The 17,159-nt window shown below is 57.2% G+C and carries 17 protein-coding genes; 8 read left to right on the plus strand and 9 right to left on the minus strand.

Annotated elements, in window-relative coordinates; translation table 11 throughout:
* Positions 1-38: 38 nt before the first annotated feature.
* Complete coding sequence (locus tag ACO07N_RS00720) at positions 39-1,019, minus strand: ABC transporter permease (RefSeq protein WP_421979178.1); 981 nt, start codon at positions 1,017-1,019, stop codon at positions 39-41.
* 194 nt (positions 1,020-1,213) lie between these two features.
* Here ACO07N_RS00720 and ACO07N_RS00725 point away from each other — a divergent pair, with 194 nt between their 5' ends.
* From ACO07N_RS00725 to ACO07N_RS00745, 5 genes are read left to right on the plus strand one after another with little or no spacing between them, the layout of a single operon-like run.
* Positions 1,214-2,035 carry a transketolase gene (locus ACO07N_RS00725; RefSeq protein ID WP_421979179.1) on the plus strand — a complete coding sequence of 274 codons (822 nt, stop codon included), beginning with the start codon at positions 1,214-1,216 and terminating at the stop codon, positions 2,033-2,035.
* Positions 2,032-2,991: a transketolase family protein gene (locus tag ACO07N_RS00730; protein ID WP_421979180.1), complete on the plus strand. Its 960-nt coding sequence runs from the start codon at positions 2,032-2,034 to the stop codon at positions 2,989-2,991. Before ACO07N_RS00725 ends, ACO07N_RS00730 begins: the two co-directional genes overlap by 4 nt.
* A gap of 3 nt (positions 2,992-2,994) precedes the next feature.
* A complete protein-coding gene (locus tag ACO07N_RS00735) occupies positions 2,995-4,458 on the plus strand; it encodes an FGGY family carbohydrate kinase (RefSeq protein WP_421979181.1) in 1,464 nt (487 codons plus the stop codon).
* A 40-nt stretch (positions 4,459-4,498) separates the two neighbouring features.
* Positions 4,499-5,476 (plus strand): sugar-binding transcriptional regulator, encoded by a 978-nt coding sequence (locus ACO07N_RS00740; protein WP_421984360.1) that lies wholly within the window; start codon positions 4,499-4,501, stop codon positions 5,474-5,476.
* Between the two features lie 5 nt (positions 5,477-5,481).
* Positions 5,482-6,258: an SDR family oxidoreductase gene (locus ACO07N_RS00745; RefSeq protein WP_421979182.1), complete on the plus strand. Its 777-nt coding sequence runs from the start codon at positions 5,482-5,484 to the stop codon at positions 6,256-6,258.
* A gap of 27 nt (positions 6,259-6,285) precedes the next feature.
* Here ACO07N_RS00745 and ACO07N_RS00750 read toward each other — a convergent pair whose 3' ends face one another.
* Positions 6,286-6,744, minus strand: coding sequence for a 6,7-dimethyl-8-ribityllumazine synthase (locus ACO07N_RS00750; RefSeq protein WP_421979183.1), 459 nt, complete (start codon positions 6,742-6,744; stop codon positions 6,286-6,288).
* 329 nt (positions 6,745-7,073) lie between these two features.
* Positions 7,074-8,030, minus strand: a complete 957-nt coding sequence (locus ACO07N_RS00755; protein WP_421979184.1) for a LysR substrate-binding domain-containing protein — start codon at positions 8,028-8,030, stop codon at positions 7,074-7,076.
* Positions 8,031-8,141: 111 nt separating this feature from the next.
* On the opposite strand from ACO07N_RS00755, the gene ACO07N_RS00760 reads away from it, so the two are divergent.
* Positions 8,142-9,008 (plus strand): pirin family protein, encoded by an 867-nt coding sequence (locus tag ACO07N_RS00760; protein WP_421979185.1) that lies wholly within the window; start codon positions 8,142-8,144, stop codon positions 9,006-9,008.
* 25 nt (positions 9,009-9,033) lie between these two features.
* Entirely contained in the window at positions 9,034-9,648 is a 615-nt protein-coding gene (locus ACO07N_RS00765; protein ID WP_421979186.1) for an isochorismatase family protein, read from the plus strand.
* 12 nt (positions 9,649-9,660) lie between these two features.
* Here the strand turns inward: ACO07N_RS00765 and ACO07N_RS00770 are convergent, their stop codons facing one another.
* The gene (locus tag ACO07N_RS00770; protein ID WP_421979187.1) at positions 9,661-10,848 is read right to left on the minus strand and encodes a diaminopropionate ammonia-lyase; all 1,188 of its coding nucleotides are present in this window, start codon (positions 10,846-10,848) and stop codon (positions 9,661-9,663) included.
* 101 nt (positions 10,849-10,949) lie between these two features.
* Between ACO07N_RS00770 and ACO07N_RS00775 the strand changes: the two genes are divergently transcribed.
* Positions 10,950-11,429: an Lrp/AsnC family transcriptional regulator gene (locus ACO07N_RS00775; RefSeq protein ID WP_421979188.1), complete on the plus strand. Its 480-nt coding sequence runs from the start codon at positions 10,950-10,952 to the stop codon at positions 11,427-11,429.
* Positions 11,430-11,541: 112 nt separating this feature from the next.
* On the opposite strand, the gene ACO07N_RS00780 is transcribed toward ACO07N_RS00775, so the two are convergent.
* The 5 genes from ACO07N_RS00780 to ACO07N_RS00800 all read right to left on the minus strand — a co-directional run bounded on the left by ACO07N_RS00780 (position 11,542) and on the right by ACO07N_RS00800 (position 17,035).
* Positions 11,542-12,006 (minus strand): SRPBCC domain-containing protein, encoded by a 465-nt coding sequence (locus tag ACO07N_RS00780; RefSeq protein ID WP_421979189.1) that lies wholly within the window; start codon positions 12,004-12,006, stop codon positions 11,542-11,544.
* A gap of 4 nt (positions 12,007-12,010) precedes the next feature.
* Complete coding sequence (locus ACO07N_RS00785; RefSeq protein WP_421979190.1) at positions 12,011-12,304, minus strand: ArsR/SmtB family transcription factor; 294 nt, start codon at positions 12,302-12,304, stop codon at positions 12,011-12,013.
* A 251-nt stretch (positions 12,305-12,555) separates the two neighbouring features.
* Positions 12,556-14,838: a TRAP transporter permease gene (locus ACO07N_RS00790; RefSeq protein ID WP_421979191.1), complete on the minus strand. Its 2,283-nt coding sequence runs from the start codon at positions 14,836-14,838 to the stop codon at positions 12,556-12,558.
* Between the two features lie 134 nt (positions 14,839-14,972).
* A complete protein-coding gene (locus ACO07N_RS00795) occupies positions 14,973-15,962 on the minus strand; it encodes a TAXI family TRAP transporter solute-binding subunit (RefSeq protein WP_421979192.1) in 990 nt (329 codons plus the stop codon).
* A 158-nt stretch (positions 15,963-16,120) separates the two neighbouring features.
* Positions 16,121-17,035, minus strand: coding sequence for a LysR family transcriptional regulator (locus ACO07N_RS00800; RefSeq protein ID WP_421979193.1), 915 nt, complete (start codon positions 17,033-17,035; stop codon positions 16,121-16,123).
* Positions 17,036-17,159: the final 124 nt, after the last annotated feature.

Here is a 17,159-nt window from a genome sequence, read left to right on the forward strand (position 1 = left end):
TGAAGACTGCTGAAACGAGCGGTCGGGATTAGCGGCTCTCATCGCGCACCACGGTGTTTGAAAGTTTCCGCTGCTACCGCCAAAACGATGACAAGCCCAATGATGACGGCCTGAAGAAACGGCGATACGCTGAGCAGGTTCAGGCCATTGCGCAGCACGCCAATGATCAGAACACCTATGATCGTTCCGACCACGCCCCCAGTTCCTCCGGAAAGGCTGGTGCCCCCAATCACAACCGCGGCAATTGCGTCCAATTCATAGGCGACACCCGAACTCGGCTGGACCGAGTCGAGGCGGGCGGCAAGCAGTATTCCCGCCAGTCCGGATAGAACCGCGCAAACAACATAGACCATGACTGTCGTCAGCCGCACGTTGATGCCCGCAAGTCTGGCCACTTCGGGATTTCCGCCAATGGCGTAGAGCGATCGGCCTTCTTCTCGAAAGCGGAGAAAGAGGATGGCAACGATGAAGACAACGAGCATCACCGCGACAGTGACGGTCAAAAATCCGAAGTGACGAATGATGGCGCCAAGGTTGAACCAGGTGGGAAACCCGATGATCTGAGATCCGTTGGTGATCATGTTCGCAAGCCCGCGTGCGATCGACATCATCGCCAATGTCGCAATGAACGCAGGAACTTTGAATTCGGTAATGAGCAACCCTGACGCTGCGCCCGCGATTGCCGACGCCAGCAAAGCACCGGTGATCGCAACGCTCATGGGCATGCCGGCCTCGACGTTGAGATAACCGAGAACCATCATGGACAAGGCCAGGATCGATCCGACCGACAGGTCGATGCCGCCGATCAGAATGACGAAGGTCATTCCTACGGCCATTATGCCGAGGACCGTGATCTGATCGGCAATGTTCAGAAAGTTTCTGAAGGAAAGAAACGAGTCGGTTGCAACGGACAGGAACGCGCACAACAGCAATAGCCCGATCAAGGGCCCTGTCGCCCCGCTGAGCGAAAAAAAGTCCGAGTGTTTCGGCTTGGTCTCCGTCTCGGTAGACGTCGTCATGTGCTTCTGCTCCTCCCGTATCGCATATTTATTCATGTGCGATATTTATTTCGTACCTTCTTCTTTTTCTGATGTCAATCGGCTCTTGCAGTAACGCTCGATCCACATTGAACTCAATTGGTTTGCCGTGGTCGCTTGACACTTGCTCATTTTGCATGTTTTTTTAAGTGTGAATTTTTATACACGGATCGACAATGAACACGCAGGAACTTCAAATCATTGCAAACCGCATCAGGCAACGCGACCTGAAAGCCGTCTTTGAAGCGGGAGCGGGACATATCGGAGGTGAGCTCTCGGTCATTGATCTGCTGACGGCCCTGTATTTCAAGGTCATGTCGGTAGATCCGAACGATCCGTTGGCGGCAAACCGCGACCGCTTTGTATTGAGCAAAGGCCACACAGCGCTCGCGCTGTACATCGTTCTGGCAGAGAAAGGCTTCATTCGGAAAGACGAAATTTCGACTTTCCTGAAACCTCATTCGAGGCTGAACGGGCATCCGAACCGCACAAAAGTTCCAGGTGTGGAAACCAACACCGGTCCGCTGGGGCATGGGCTGCCGATTGCTGTTGGAATGGCAATGGCGGCAAAGCTGAGCACAGCATCCTGGCGGACTTTCGTGATTACCGGCGATGGCGAAATGCAAGAAGGGTCGAACTGGGAAGCGATCATGGCTGCGGCGCATTTCAAATTGGGGAACCTGACCTTGATCATTGATCACAACCGGCTGCAACAAGGCGCGCGTCTTGAAGAAACCAACGACATTGCGCCTTTCCGGCCGAAGCTCGAAGCATTTGGCTGGTCGGTCGACGAGATTGATGGTCACGATATGGATCAGATCTGTTCGACGCTCGATTCACCGCCGATCGTGTCGTCAAAACCGAAATGCATCATTGCTCACACGAACAAGGGATCTGGGGTCTCGTTCATGTCCGACAACGTGGCCTGGCACCACAAGGTGCCTGATGAAGTCCAGTACAAACAGGCGATGGCTGAATTGGAAAAGGCAGCACCATGAATGCACCCTTCGAAACAGCCAGGTTACACGACTGCCGCGATGCGTTTGCGGGAACGCTGGAACAGCTGGGTGCGTCCAACGAACAAATTGTTGCCGTATGCAACGATTCGGTTGGGTCTTCGAAGCTGGCAGGGTTTCGTGACAAGTTTCCGGAGCGTCTGATCAATGTCGGCATTGCCGAACAGAACATGGTCGGCGTCGGTGCCGGACTTGCCAATGGAGGGAAGATCCCCTTTGTTTGCGCCGCTTCGCCATTTCTGACCGGCCGCGCACTTGAACAGATCAAGGCCGACGTTGCCTATTCTGAAACAAATGTGAAACTGGTCGGTATCAGCGCGGGTCTTGCCTATGGCGAGCTTGGTGCAACTCATCACTCGATTGAAGATTTTGCGTGGGTGCGGGCCCTGCCCAATGTCCCTGTTGTTGCGCCGGCGGACCGAAACGAGACAGCAGCCGCCATCAAGTGGGCTGCAAGTTACCAAGGGGGACTCTTTCTGCGCTTGAGCCGGGTTGGTGTACCGGACCTGTTTCCTGAAGACCACGTCTTCAGTCCAGGGCAAGCCAACGTCTTGCGCGAGGGGGCCGACGTGACCATCATCGCCAACGGGACTTTGACCTTTCGAGCGATGATCGCGGCGGAAATGCTCCAATCACAGGGGATATCGGCACGTGTCCTCAATATGGCCACGGTCCGCCCGATAGACACGCAAGCCATCGTCAAGGCTGCAGAAGAGACAGGTGCCATAGTCACATGCGAAGAGCACACGGTTTATGGCGGTCTTGGAAGTGCCGTTGCAGAAGTTGTCGTGGACGAATGTCCGGTCCCAATGAAACGATTGGGCGTGCCGGGTGTCTTTGCTCCGACAGGTTCAGCAAACTTTCTTCTGGAAGAATTCGGTATGTCGCCGGACGGCATCGCCGGAAGTACAGCTAACCTACTGAGGCGCAAAGGATAGATCGTGTCGCGCAGTGTCGTTCTTGCGATTGACGAAGGTACGACGAACTCCAAGGCCGTGCTTGTTTCGCAAACAGGGGAGATCGTCGCCTCAGCCAGTGCACCGGTCCCCATTGAGCATCCCCGATCGGGATGGGTGCAACAGGATCCCATGGCGATCTGGACAGCAACTCAGGGCGCGATCGCGGATTGCCTCCGCAAGGCACCGGACGCGGACGTATGCGCACTTGGAATCTCCAACCAGCGCGAGTCGGTGCTGATCTGGGACCGGAAGACGGGTGAGCCCCTTGGACCGGTTTTGACGTGGCAATGCCGCAGGACAGCGGCAGCATGCGCCGACCTGAAGGCGGCAGGGCATGAACCTGACGTCATTGCGCGCACGGGCTTGCCGCTTGATCCCTTGTTTCCACCAACGAAGATCGCCTGGTTGCTCGCGCATCACGGCGCAGGCACTGACGACATCTGCGTCGGAACAGTGGACAGTTGGCTGATCTGGCAGTTGTCGGGTGGACGCGTGCATGCCACGGACCGTTCAAATGCAGCGCGCACACAACTGTTCAATCTTGCTTCGGGAAGATGGGACGACAGCCTTTGCCGCTTGTTCGGAGTCGATCCGGCTGCGCTTCCCGAAGTCCACGATTCCGCACATATCTTTGGTGAAACGCGGAATACAGGGGTTCTGCCCGAGGGTGTTCCTATTTCATCTGCGATCGGCGATTCACATGCGGCCCTGTTTGGTCACGGGGCATTCGAAAACGGCGATGGCAAGGTCACCTTCGGCACGGGTTCGTCGATCATGACCACAATTCCGGAATTTGTTTTACCGCCCGGCGGGCTGACGACAACGATCGCCTGGTCCCTCAAAGGACAGACAACCTATGCCCTTGAAGGCAACATTCTGGTGAGCGCGTCAGTGTTTCCCTGGACTGCAAAGATCCTGGGCCTTCAGAACGTGGATGATCTGCTTGATCTGGCAGAAACGGTCGAAAACGCCAATGGCGTGTGCCTGGTGCCTGCGCATGTTGGTCTCGGTGCGCCTCATTGGAGCGCACAGGCGCGCGCGTTGATCTCCGGCCTGTCTTTTGTAACCGAGCCTGCCCATGTCGCCAGGGCTGCGGCTGACAGCCTGGCGCAACAGGTTGCTGATATCCTGGATGTCATTACAGGGTCCGGAATGAAGGTGGGCAGGCTTTTTGTCGATGGAGGCCCGAGCGAAAATGGCTTCCTGATGCAATTGGTGGCCGACTTTCTTGCACACCCCGTAACACCTTGCAGAAACTCCGAAACGTCAGCCCTGGGAGCAGCTTATCTGGCGGGCCTTGCATACGGTTTCTGGCCCGATCTGGATGCCTTGAGAAGCGTTATTTCTCATGACGTTCCCATCGAAGCAAGCATTCCCGACGAAGAAAGGACAGATTTGCGCGCTGATTGGCGAGACGCCATTGCACGCACCACACTCAGCCTGTAGTGAATTTTTATTCACTGCTAGTCCTCAAAAGGTCCTCCGAATGTCCCGGCTTAACGAACTTCGAATGATTGCGCGCGTTGCCCAGATGTATCACGTGGAAAATCAGCGTCAGGCCGATATCGCCAAACACCTGAGGATCTCGCAGGCGACCATTTCGCGAATGCTGAAACGTGCACAGGAAGAAGAGATCGTCAGAACAACGGTGGTGGCTCCGTCCGGCACCTACGCAGATCTGGAGGCAGCCCTGCGCGACAAATACGACTTGTCCGAGGCGATTGTCGTTGAGTGTTCGGAAGATCGGGACGGAGCGATCATGGCGCGAATTGGAGAAGCTGCCGCGCACTTTGTCGAGGCGACCCTTCAGCCTGGCGAAATCATAGGAGTTTCAAGTTGGTCCGAAACCATTTTGAAGATGGTGGACAACATTCATCCGATGAAATCCGGCAAGGCCAAGTTTGTCGTGCAAACACTCGGAGGCATGGGGGACCCGACAGTCCAGATCCACGCCAATCAACTGACCACTCGCCTGGCCAGGCTCACGGGAGCAGAAGCATTTTTGTTGAGCGCTCCGGGTGTCGCGCAATCAAGGGAAGCCAAACTGGTTCTTTCGGGTGACGCTTATGTGCGCGAAACCATGGATTTGTTCGAGAAAGTCACGCTGGCGATCGTCGGGATCGGAGCAATAGAGCCGTCCAGCATGTTGGCACGCAGCGGCAACGTGTTTTCCACCCGAGAGCTCGCAGCAGTAAAGGAAGCCGGCGGTGTTGGTGACGTCAGCCTGCGGTTTTTTGACATTGACGGGAACCCCGTGAAAACGCCTCTCGACGAGCGTGTCATTGGCATGACGCTGGCCGAACTCGCCCGGATCGACAGGGTGATTGCGCTGGCCGGCGGACAATCAAAGACGCGTGCAATTCAGGGCGCATTGAAGGCCGGCATCATCGATCTTCTCGTTACAGACAAATTCACAGCCGGGCGTCTCGTCTCAGATGTCCATGACCAAATCCAATCGGAGTAGTATTGATGGACAGATTTGCAGGCAAATGCGTTGTTATCACCGGCGGCAACAAGGGGATCGGCTATTCGATGGCCGAACGTTTCGTTTCCGAGGGCGCAAACGTTGTCATCGCTTCGGTCGAGGAGCAGGTGATGGACGCAGCAACCAAACTCGGTCCGAAAACTCGCGGGTTTGTCTGCAACGTGACCGACAAGGCGCAGGTCACGGATCTCTACGATTTTGCCAAGAACGAATTCGGCGGAGTTGACGTGTCGGTGCAAAACGCGGGCATCATCACAATCGCCAGGATCGAGGACCTGAGCGAGAAAGACTGGGACGCGACGATGGAGGTAAACACCAAGGGTGTATTCCTGTGTTGCCAGGAAGCCATTCGTCAGATGCGTGCATCAGGTCGTGGCGGTCGATTGATCAACACCGCGTCGGGACAGGCTCGCGACGGGTTCATCTACACACCGCACTATGCGGCTTCCAAATTCGGCGTCATGGGTTTGACCCAAAGCCTCGCCAAGGAGGTTGCTCTCGAGGACATCACGGTCAACGCCATCTGCCCCGGCATCATCAAGACGGAGATGTGGGACTACAATGATCGGGTCTGGGGTCAGATGCTCGGCGATTTCGGGCCCGGCGAGTTGATGGAAAGCTGGGTGCAGAACAATATTCCCATGAAGCGCGCGGGCGAAGGAAGTGACGTGGCCGGCCTGGTGGCATTCCTTGCAAGCGAAGACGCCGCCTACATAACCGGTCAGACGATCAATGTGGACGGCGGCTTGATCATGTCCTGACGTCCTGCACCCGGGCCGCTTCCCGGCCTATGCCGCAGGAGCGTCCAGATCCCGATAGAGCGTGGCAACAGCAAGGGCTGCGTCCGCCGCTTCGCGCCCCTTTTTGACAAAGTGCTCCGAAAAGAACTTGATGTGATCGTCGGTCGGCTGAAAGTTGTGCGGCGTCAGAGACACCGACAGAACGGGAACGCCAGTTTTCAATCCGACTTCAAGGAGACCAGACACGACGGATTGGGCGACAAAATCATGTCTGTAAATACCACCGTCGACCACCAGGGCGGCCGCTGCAATTGCATCATAGTTACCGGTTTCCGCCAGCTTTTGAGCAAGCAACGGCATTTCGAACGCGCCTGGAACGTCAAACACCGAAATCTCCGCATTCGCGTCAAATTCACCGAGTCTACTCTGGAATCCAGCAAGCGCCTGATCGACAATCTCGGCATGCCAGCGCGCCTTGATGAACGCAAATCTAGGGGATTTTGCCACTGCTCTTGATCCTTTTAAATCACGAAATCCCAGAGCGTTGAAGTAGCCGGACCAACGCAGGCCACCGGAATTTTACCGGATTCTGCTGGCCTACCTTATGAGGGCCGCGCCCACGAGATACATCCATTGATTGCAATATCAACTCGCCCTGAGAATGCACGTTCTCTAGCCGATGGCACCCACTTCGTCAAAACAAAAGAGACGATATGTACCTCCGCCGATACCCCCTGGCTCGAGTTGAAATGCCTTCGCAGTTTAGGTGTTCCCTTCTTCTCATTCTTCCGGTGATCAGGGCCGCGTCGGCCGCTTCGGACGGAAGGTGTCCCTCGTCAATACGGGACAAAGCCGCCACGGGAATTTTCTGCTTTGCGATTTTCGGATGCGTCACCTGAAAGTACGGGAGGCAATTCCCGTTTGAGGAAATCAAGGAATGCTTCAAACGCGGGCAAGAGGCCCCGCCGGGAGGCCATCAGCAAGCTGATCTGCGGGCGGCCTGCTGTCCAGTTCGGCAAGACACGAACGAGGGAACCGGCATCCAGCTCGGGTCGGCAGACGTAGGACGGCAAGGCAACGACACCGAGGGAAAGTGCCGCCGCGCGTTTGAGGGTCGTCATGTCGTCGCTTGCCATTCGAACCCGACATGGCACGGAAGCAGTTTGCCCTTCACGGTCCGCAAGCAGCCATTGGTGCGTTTCTCTCTGCCGGCCAAGAACCAGCGCTGGATGGTGTGCCAGCGTAGCCGGCTCATCCGTCCGGCCCAGATTTACGAGATACTCGGGCGAACAGAAAAGGTGCCACTCGACGTGCGCCAACCGCACCTGGATCAAGCTCGAGTCCGGCAATTTTTCCACATGCCCCCTGATTGCAACATCGATGCCTCCCTTCACCAGATCATCCATCTGGTTCGAGGCCTGTTGCACCAACGTGACCCGGGGATTGTCCTGCAGGAAACGAGGCAGAATCCGATCAAGCGCAAACTGGGCCATCCCCACGGAACAGGAGAGGGTCACGACGCCTTCGATACTGTTGGTCCTGCGGCGTATGACGGTTTCGGCAGCCTCAAAACGGCCCAGCGCGTCCTGTGCAAGGCGATAGTATTCCTCACCAAGTTCCGTCGTGGTCACGACGCGCGACGTGCGCTGCAGCAAGCGCACGCCCAGATCATCCTCAAGTTGCCTGACCCTGCGGCTGAGCCTTGACTTGGGAACGTTCAGCACGCGAGAGGCGGCGGAAAAGCCGCCCTTCTCGACGACCTGAACGAAATAGAACGCATCATTCAAATCCATTCCGCAACCCTCCTACTGTTCCATCAATAGAACAATAGGTTCTGATAATGGCTGATTTTCAAAGAATTGTCCTGACCTTATTCTCAATACTCAGAAAATGAGGAAACCGACATGGACAAGCAAGTTGTCAAGAAATCGACAGTCCAGCCCTTTCGGAGACCGGCTCCTAGTGCCGGCAGGCGGATCGCTCTGGGCGATGGGTTCTCGGCCAGGAGCTACATTCACAGCGATTTTTCGGGGCTTATGGATCCTCTGATCATGGTGGACCATTTCGTCATGACAGAGCCCACTTTCGGAACGCATGCCCATGCCGGACTGTCGGCAGTGACCGTGATGTTCGAAGACAGCGAAGGCGCGTTCCGCAATCGCGACTCCCTCGGCAACGATGTCGATCTGGCAGCCGGCGACCTCTACTGGTTCAAGGCCGCACGCGGGGCAATCCACAACGAAGAGCCGCGCCCTGGAGCGAGAACGCACGCACTGCAGGTCTTTGTCAATCTGCCCCAAAAACACCGGCATGATCCGCCGACAGCATTTCACCTTCCTGCGAAGGATATTCCGCGCGTTTCCGGTGAGCGAGCTGAGGCTCGGCTTGTTCTCGGTGAGAGCAATGGTGTCACAGGTGCGCGTGCACCGGACATCCCTCTGACCCTGCTCGATATCAACCTACGCGCTGGAGGGAGGTTCCTGCACGAGGGCGCAAGCAATCAGCACGCCTGGATTCTCTCCATTGAGGGTTCCGCCGCCGTTTCCTGGAACGGAACCTCGACCGCTTTGCAGTCAGGTAAGGCTGTCGCACTGGAGGGCATATCGGACATCAGCATTGCGTCGGAGCTTGGCGCGCATGTCGTTCTCTTCAGCGGAAATCCTCTACGCGAAGCATTCGTCCAAAGGGGGCCGTTTGCAATGGGCAGCATGGCTGAACTCGACGCGGCTGAAGCCGACTATCGAGCGGGCCGGCTTGGATCAATTGACTGAAAACCGAACCAGAAAGGAGAATTCAATGACCAACTCTCACAACCCGGAACCGTTGACGCGTGACAATGCCGCCGTGGTGCTTGTCGATCACCAGGTAGGTCTGATGACCGGAATCCGCGACTATTCCATCGCGGAGCTGAAGCACAATGTTGTCGGATTGGCCAAGGCCGCAAGGGCCCTTGATCTGCCGATCGTGACCACGACAACGTCTGCAGAAACGCTGTGGGGACCGGCCTTCCCGGAACTTGCGGACGCCTTGCCCGAACACGCATTCATAGACCGGACAAGTGTGAACGCCTGGGACGACAAGCGGGTCGAAGAGGCCATTCGAGCAACCGGCCGCAGCAAACTGATCTTTGCCGGTGTTTCGCTGGAGGTTTGTGCCGCTTTTCCGGCGATGCGCGCGGTGCGCGAAGGGTTCGATTCCTATGTGGCGGTAGATGCGAGTGGAACCTTCAACACAACCAAGCGCGAGACCGCTCTTGTCCGATTGACGCAGGCCGGTGTCGTCGTCGCGGATGGAGCAAGCCTCATGGTTGAAATCCTGGCGGATAATGCGAGCCCCGAGGCGGCTGGAGTATATGCAGCGCTCGGCATGGATTGGTCGATACTTGTCGGGCAAGTCCGCAGGAGCGCATAGAGCGGTTTCGAATCATTCGTGTCCGGCGATAAGGGCACCGAACACCTCCGGGTCCGTGACGCCTTCGGACCCGATGACGAGGACACGCGACTGCGCATTCAGTCCAAGCTTGTCACGCAGTGTTCGATTTTTCGCTCCGCATATCAGTCCGATCAGACCCGCGACCGCACTTTCGCCTGCTTCGATACATTGGTCTCCCGTTTGACCCATTGCAAGCAGGCGCAGGGCCGGTGCAACCAGACCATCAGGTATGGTCATGAAGCCGGAAACGGATTGCTCAAGAACGGTCCAGGCCAGTTGGGAAGGCTCCCCGCAAGACAGTCCGGCCATGACCGTTTCCTTTTCGACACGAACCGGCGTCGGCGCACCTGCTTTCGCACTCGCCAACAGGCAGGGCGCCAGATCGGGTTCAACAACGACGTTCCTTGGCGCGTCTGCTCCCCAATCCTGAGAGAACGACGCTATGGTCGCTGCTGCGAGACCGCCGACACCGCCCTGAAGAAAGACATGGGTCGGCGGCAGCGGCAACGCCTGTACAATCTCTCGTGCCATCACACCATAACCGGCCATGACGTCGAGCGGAGCCTCGGAATATCCCGGCCAGGATGTGTCTGACACAATGCTCCAGCCGAATTCCTCGGCGTCTACACGTGTCCGAGCGACCGCAGCGTCATAGTCGCCATCCACCCTGATCACCTCCGCCCCGAGGTCCTGCAAGGCTGCGGCACGGAACCGGCTGACCTCTGCGTGGATGTAAATCCGGCACTTTGCCCCGAAACGCGCCGCGCCCCAGGCCACTGACCGCCCATGATTGCCGTCAGTCGCCGAAACGATCATCATATTCCCGATCAGCGATGAAAAGGCCCCACCCTGGATCTCATCGACCGAGACATCCCGCCCCTCTGTCTCCGTCAGGGCGCGTTGAAGGCTGCGCAAGACGGCATATGCGCCGCCCAATGCCTTAAAACTTCCAAGACCAAACCGGGGGCCTTCATCCTTGTAGTGGATTGCCCTCAGGTTCAACTGTCGCGCCAGCCCCGGAAGATCGACAAGGGGTGTCGGTTCATATCCGTCCCAGGCCGTGATCAAGGCATGAGCCTGATCAAAGCGGCCGGCAGGCAGGGTCTTGTTGATAGAGGACCCGAAGGCGGGTTCGCCGGCCAACAAATCAATCTTTGCATTTTCAAACATTTCGAACATGGATGCGCCTTTTTGCAATTCTCAGCAAAAATGCTTCATCTTTGTCGAGAATTGGCATCCATATTTTGCTAAATAGTGAGAAATTTTTGCGAGATAACACCATGAAGCAAGACATTTTATCGAACGAGCTCGATAGCTTTGATCGCGCGATTCTCAGGATCCTGCAGGAAGACTGTACCGTGCCGCAGAGGCAGATCGGCGAGGCCGTGAACCTGTCGACGGCCGCCGTGCAGCGAAGGATCAAACGGATGGAACAGGACGGCATCATCTCCACACAGGTTGCCCATATTGCCCCAAAGGCTGTTGGACTTCCCCTGACCATTGTCGTGGAGGTGGAACTGAGAGAAGAAACCGGCGGCAGGATCGACGAAATCAAGCAGCGCTTTCACGAAGCTCCGGAAGTCCAGCAGTGCTACTACGTCACGGGAGAATGCGACTTCATACTGATCGTGATCGTCGGGGACATGTCGGAATACGAAGCGCTCACGCAGCGCCTGTTCTTTCCCAACAGAAGCATTCGAAAGTTCCGGACACTTGTCGCGATGGACAGAACCAAGGCAACGATGCAGTTGAACATTTGACCGGCGGACTGCGCCGTTCCACCCGAAGGTGCCTTTTCCCGCAGGCCAAAAAGTGTCATGTGAACAGCTGACTGCATGCTTGCAACGCTGAAAGCCGTTTGATCAAGCAACGTTACAGTGAGTTCGTGAAGTTCGTGAAACGGCTTTGAATGATGTCGGTCCAACCTGCCTGATAGTTTCCCCTGATGTCTGCGGCTTTGTCTCCACGCACTTCCCAGCCGCTGTGAACCAGCGTGACGAGCGTGTTGCCATCATCTGCAAGCTCGAACTCGACAGAGACTTTCGTTGCTTCGTTTTCCGTCGAACCGGGATGCCAACTGAAAGCGACATACTTGCCTTCCTGGTAGTCCAGGATGGTACCCCAGATCCTTTGGTCACCCTTCGCAGAAATCTCGAAGATCTTTCCCCCTTCGTATCGCTCGATCACAACAGTGTCCGGCGCAGGCTCACCCAGATACGGGCTGACCGAATGCGTGTCCAGCGGCCACCAGTGCGAGGCCTTGGACATGAAGGCATCGAAGGTTTGACTCGGGCTTCGGTTGATCTTGGAAACGACTTTGACCGGATCGAGAGACATCGGACTACTCTCCTTTTTCGTCAATTGAAGCCAACAGATTTGACCAGTGCGCAGTCCAGAACGCCCGGATTTCGTCCAGCTTGACCTTGTTGATGCAGTAGATATTCCGGGTCCCTTCCGCACGCGCGGAGATGAGACCGGTTTCCTTCAGGACCTTGAGATGCTGTGACATGACGGGTTGCGATACGCCAATTCTCGACGTCAGTTCACGCACGGACATCGGCTGCCGTGCCAGCTCATCTATCACGCTCTGCCGGATCGGGTTTGCAAGGGATTTGAGCTCATCTTCATAAGGCATTCCTAATGATAAAAAAATTCTTATCAATAAAGCAAGTCAAAAGTTCGCGCTGACGAACGCGTAATCGAAATGCGGTTCTAGGATTGCTGAACAGAAGCTTGCACATTGGGCTTTACGAAAACATTTGCTGCGTGCTGTTGCCTTGTCGGTTCCGAACTGGGAAAAACAAAGGCGAAAAACACGCCCTACAGCTCCCTTTGGAGAGCCGAGAAATTCGATCGAGTATCAGTCTAAGAGCCTGAAGGCGAACCTCAATCCGCTCCACGCACGGGTATGCCGTCACCCGGTTTCGGCTGGACGAGGCGCTGCACGGCGAAGACCGCAGCTGCGACGGACAGGCCTGCCAGATCGGTCCAGAGACCACCTTCGATCATCAGGAGGGCGGACGCGGCCAGACCCAGTCGCAGATAAGACGCTGCAACCTTGCCGAGGAACCAGCCCTGGACGCCCGAACTCAGCAGGAACACGCCCACGATCGCCGTTCCACCGGCGCGCATGATGTCGATGGCATCGCCGTCCATGAGAATTGCCGAATTGTAAAAGAACATGAACGGCACGATGAACGCAGCCAGCCCGAACTTGAACGAGGTAACAGAGGTTGCCATCGGGTTCGCGCCGGAAATCCCCGCAGCCGCGTAGCTCGCCAGCGCCACCGGTGGGGTAATTGCCGAAAGAACGGCGAAATAAAAGACGAAGAAATGTGCCGTCAGCGTCGGAATGCCGAGCTGCACCAGGCCCGGCGCAACCACGGATGCTGCAACCGCATAGGCGGCGGTCGTCGGCATGCCCATGCCCAAGAGGATCGCGATGCACATGGCAAAGAACAGGGCCAGAAGCTGACTGGCTGCCGCGAGATCAAGAAGCAGGCTGGAGAACCGCGCACCAACACCGGTCAGGCTGATCACGCCGACGATGATGCCCGCACAGGCACAGACGGCAATGATCTGGATCGACATGACGCCGGCCAGCTCAAAGGCCTTTATGATTGAGCGTAATCCCATGCGATGGGGTGTGAACCAGGAGACAACGGCGGCTGAGACGGTTGCCAGCGTCCCGGCGCGGATGACCGAATAGCCCATGAAGAGGGCTGCGATCAGAATGATAATCGGTACGAAGAGATAGACCCGCGCCACCATATCCTTGAAATTCGGCAGTTCGTCGTCGCGCATGCCCCGCATGCCGAGCTTTGCCGCCTCAAAATCGACCATGAAGTAAATCGAGACAAAGTAGAGCACGGCAGGAATGATCGCGGCGATCGCGATGTCCTGATAGGGAATGCCGGTGATCTCGGCCATGATGAAGGCCCCTGCCCCCATGATCGGCGGCATGATCTGGCCGCCCGTGGACGCCGCGGCCTCGACAGCCCCCGCAGTCTTCTTTTCGTAGCCGACCCTTTTCATCAGCGGAATGGTGAGCGAGCCAGTGGCAACGACATTCCCGGCAGAGGTGCCGTTGATCATGCCCATCAGCCCGGAAGCAAAGATAGCCACTTTCGCCGGCCCTCCGCGCGCGCGTCCGGCTGCGGCAAAGGCGAAATTCACGAAATAGTCGCCCACTTTGGAGGCCTGAAGGAAAGCGGCGAAGATAATGAATAGAATGATGTAGGTCGACGAAACCGCCGTGGTCGGCCCCAGAATACCGGCATCGGAATAAACATGTCCGAAGAAGCGCTGCCAGGTGTAGGCGCTTTGAACCGCCAGAATGCCGGGAAGCAGGTGGGCGGTGAATGTGTAGATCAGGAACACGGCGGTGATGATGACCAGGGCAAGGCCTGCGACCCGGCGTGTGAGCTCAAGGATCATTGCAGATCCCGCCGTCGCAGCGAAGGCAACCCCGATCGGAACGAATGTTGTGCCGACGGAATTTCTGGCCGCCGTGTCGTAGATGGCGATGAAATAGGTCGCGACAACCATGGCGCAGACCGCAAGCACGACATCGGATGCGGCAAAACGCTCGCGGCCCCGGCGCTCAAGCCAGCCCGCGACGATCGCTCCGAAGGTTGCGATCAGCAACGGAACGCCGAACCACCATACTTCGTTTTCGTAGATCTCGGTGCCCGGAAAAGCCGCCCAGGTCGTTAACCCGCCCATCTGCGGCAGGGTGCCTGAATGGATCAAATGAACGAAACTGATCGCCGTTGCCCCCGAAACGAAGGCAGGCACAAGAAGCAGCAGCGCGAGAATGCTGACGACACGTGTTTCTCGATGCGGCGCACCGGTTGCGTGAAAGATGTGAGCGGAAAAGAGCAGAAAGCCGAGCGCCAGGGCACCGGCAATATGCGCGATACGGAAATTCCAGGTCTCCATCGGAAACTGCGGCAGGAAGGGAATGGTTATCCCGGTCCATGCCGAAATGGAGACGCCATTGAGCGCAACCATGTGAAATGCCGCGTAAAGCGCGGACAGGCCTGCCATGACAAGATAGGCGCGCCCGTCAAAAAGACGGCGATTGCTCTCGATCGGTTCTTCATCGACACCTTCAGCCAGAACTTTGTCGCCGACATCTTCGGCCGACTGGTCGATCTTGTCTGTCATGGGTTCCTGCAATGGCCGATCTTGGCGGCTCTGTCTTCTATTGTCGGGGCATTCACCGTCTCACGCACGGACGGGTCTTAGTTAGATCCGGCACCCGCACGAGGAGGATCTCCCCGTGCGGGCACGACTGGCGATCAGTTGCCGTAGATCATGTCGGCAGGAATATCGGCGCCCTGGGTTTCCTGGAACCAGCGCGCAGCACCCGGGTGCCACTTCATGACCTGGTTGCGGTCCCAGAACTCCGGCAGCGTCGAACGGGCCGCCTTGTGAGTGGCGACCATGCGCTCATTGTCTGACATGACCGCCTTGACAACACCGTACACGAAGGTTTCAGGCAGATCGCAGTTGGCGATCGCAAAATTCCACATGGAGACGGACCGTGCCGGAGCCTCCAGCGTTGTGTAGCTGTCTGCTGCAATGTCGAAATTCGCCACGGGGAACGCCTTGGTGATTGCGGCCTGTTCTTCTTCCGTGAACTCGATGATGTTGATGTCTGTCTGCACTTCGAGCTGGCTGACAGCCGGAACCGGCACGCCCGCGGCAAAAGCGATGACGTCCAGAAGGCCATCCTGCAACTGGCTGCCGAGGTCGGACCAGCCGCCGTTGCGGCGTTCGAACTTGACACCGAGCTCTTCCATCATGCGCGGGAAATAGGTGTCGGACGTCGATCCGGCCGGGCCAAAGCCAATGCGCGCACCCTCAGGAATATCGGCAACGGACGTGATGCCCGAGGAACTCAGGGCCGTGATCGAAAACGGGGTCTGGTACATCGGGAACATGGCGCAGGCCTTGTCCATCTGCAGTCCCGGAGCGATGGGATTGGATCCGGCTATTGATTCCGCCGCAGGTCCCATGGTGGTCATGCCGAACGGCAGGTCGCCCGAATGAACCAGGGCCATGTTCTGCATCGGCCCGCCGGTGACTTCGGCAGCACCGGACACACCAAGCTCTTCACCGGCGATGTTCGCCCAGCCTGTGCCGTATCCGAAATAGGTGCCGCCCTGCGATCCCGTTCCCACGGTAAAGCTCTCGGGCCAGCCAGTCTTGTCGACTGTGTCTGCAACCGCTGCGGTTGCGGTCAATGCGGCGATCACAAAGGCGCCGGTCATCATGCTGAATTTCATGAGTTCCTCCAGATATTCTTCATGAAAGGTCCGTTGTCCGAGCCCACATCCTCCTGCGGACGGCAAAGACCGGCCCTTCACCAAGACTGCACGCTAATCCGCCGCCACGGCGCTGCACAGCGCGGAGAAATTATATAAAAAAATGGAATAATTAATGGCTATGCCGAAATGGCAAGCTGCTCCACATACTGATCGAGCGTTTGCAGAAGAGCGTCGCGCGATGAATCCCGCGTGTCACGAACCCAGGCGACCGACAGAGCCAGTTTGTTCTTCGCAGGCCCGGTGGGCAAGTCAAGCGGAACGAACGTAACGCCGCCAACTGCCAGCCTGGAAATCCAGCGTGGAACAATGGCAATGCCGACACCTGTACTCACCAAATTGACAATGGTCTGTTTCTCCTCCGCAATCTGCGCAACACGCGCGGGCAAACCTGCCTCGAGAAACAGCTTCATCGTCAGATCATGGCTATGCGGCCGCGATCCCTTGTCCGGGACGATAAGCGGCTCATCCGCCATGTCCTCGACGCGTATCCGATCCCTTTTTGCAAGCGGATGCGTATCCGGAACAGCAACAACAGCTGTTTCGATGAAAAGGGATCTCAGAACAAGGCGGGGGTCCAGAACCTCGGGTGGCCTGACGATTGCGACATCGAGCCGTCCCGTCAGCAGACGAGGCAGCAGGCGAATGGTCTTCTGCTCAAGGAGCTGGATATCGATCTCCGGATGCGCCTCTCTGAAGAGCGGGATCAGTTGTGGCACAAGACCGACGGCGGCACTGTCTATGGCCCCAATCCGCAGGACAGACGCGTTGTCCCGCTGGCTCTCCCGGAATTCGGCTTCGAGCCGGTCGGCGCGGTCCACGACATCGCGGGCAGCTTCCAGAAGATCGCTGCCGGCCTGGGTCAATGCAACGGTCCGGGTCGTTCGCGTCAGCAACCGGCTGCCGAGACTGTCCTCCAGCATCTTGATCTGGCGTCCCAGTGACGCAGGCAGGATATCGAGCTTCTGTGCGGCGCGGCCGAAATGCAGCGTATCTGCGACTGCGATAAAGCACTTCAGTTGACGGAGTTCCATGGGTCTCTTTGATTATATCATTTTTTTATATGATCGAACCAGCATTGCCGGAATGAACGGAGATTGCAAGTCTGGCGGCAATTCGACGGCAGGCGTGGGAGGACATGCGCCGCTGCCAGCCCCC

The sequence above is a fragment of the Roseibium sp. genome, from assembly GCF_965229775.1.
Taxonomy (GTDB): domain Bacteria; phylum Pseudomonadota; class Alphaproteobacteria; order Rhizobiales; family Stappiaceae; genus Roseibium.

Excerpts from the sequence above, each read along its gene's own strand:
- ACO07N_RS00720 (WP_421979178.1), bottom strand. The coding sequence starts at position 1,019 with ATGACGACGTCTACCGAGACGGAGACCAAGCCGAAACACTCGGACTTT.
- ACO07N_RS00725 (WP_421979179.1), top strand. The coding sequence starts at position 1,214 with ATGAACACGCAGGAACTTCAAATCATTGCAAACCGCATCAGGCAACGC.
- ACO07N_RS00730 (WP_421979180.1), top strand. The coding sequence starts at position 2,032 with ATGAATGCACCCTTCGAAACAGCCAGGTTACACGACTGCCGCGATGCG.
- ACO07N_RS00740 (WP_421984360.1), top strand. The coding sequence starts at position 4,499 with ATGTCCCGGCTTAACGAACTTCGAATGATTGCGCGCGTTGCCCAGATG.
- ACO07N_RS00745 (WP_421979182.1), top strand. The coding sequence starts at position 5,482 with ATGGACAGATTTGCAGGCAAATGCGTTGTTATCACCGGCGGCAACAAG.
- ACO07N_RS00755 (WP_421979184.1), bottom strand. The coding sequence starts at position 8,030 with ATGGATTTGAATGATGCGTTCTATTTCGTTCAGGTCGTCGAGAAGGGC.
- ACO07N_RS00760 (WP_421979185.1), top strand. The coding sequence starts at position 8,142 with ATGGACAAGCAAGTTGTCAAGAAATCGACAGTCCAGCCCTTTCGGAGA.
- ACO07N_RS00765 (WP_421979186.1), top strand. The coding sequence starts at position 9,034 with ATGACCAACTCTCACAACCCGGAACCGTTGACGCGTGACAATGCCGCC.
- ACO07N_RS00770 (WP_421979187.1), bottom strand. The coding sequence starts at position 10,848 with ATGTTCGAAATGTTTGAAAATGCAAAGATTGATTTGTTGGCCGGCGAA.
- ACO07N_RS00775 (WP_421979188.1), top strand. The coding sequence starts at position 10,950 with ATGAAGCAAGACATTTTATCGAACGAGCTCGATAGCTTTGATCGCGCG.
- ACO07N_RS00780 (WP_421979189.1), bottom strand. The coding sequence starts at position 12,006 with ATGTCTCTCGATCCGGTCAAAGTCGTTTCCAAGATCAACCGAAGCCCG.
- ACO07N_RS00785 (WP_421979190.1), bottom strand. The coding sequence starts at position 12,304 with ATGCCTTATGAAGATGAGCTCAAATCCCTTGCAAACCCGATCCGGCAG.
- ACO07N_RS00790 (WP_421979191.1), bottom strand. The coding sequence starts at position 14,838 with ATGACAGACAAGATCGACCAGTCGGCCGAAGATGTCGGCGACAAAGTT.
- ACO07N_RS00795 (WP_421979192.1), bottom strand. The coding sequence starts at position 15,962 with ATGAAATTCAGCATGATGACCGGCGCCTTTGTGATCGCCGCATTGACC.
- ACO07N_RS00800 (WP_421979193.1), bottom strand. The coding sequence starts at position 17,035 with ATGGAACTCCGTCAACTGAAGTGCTTTATCGCAGTCGCAGATACGCTG.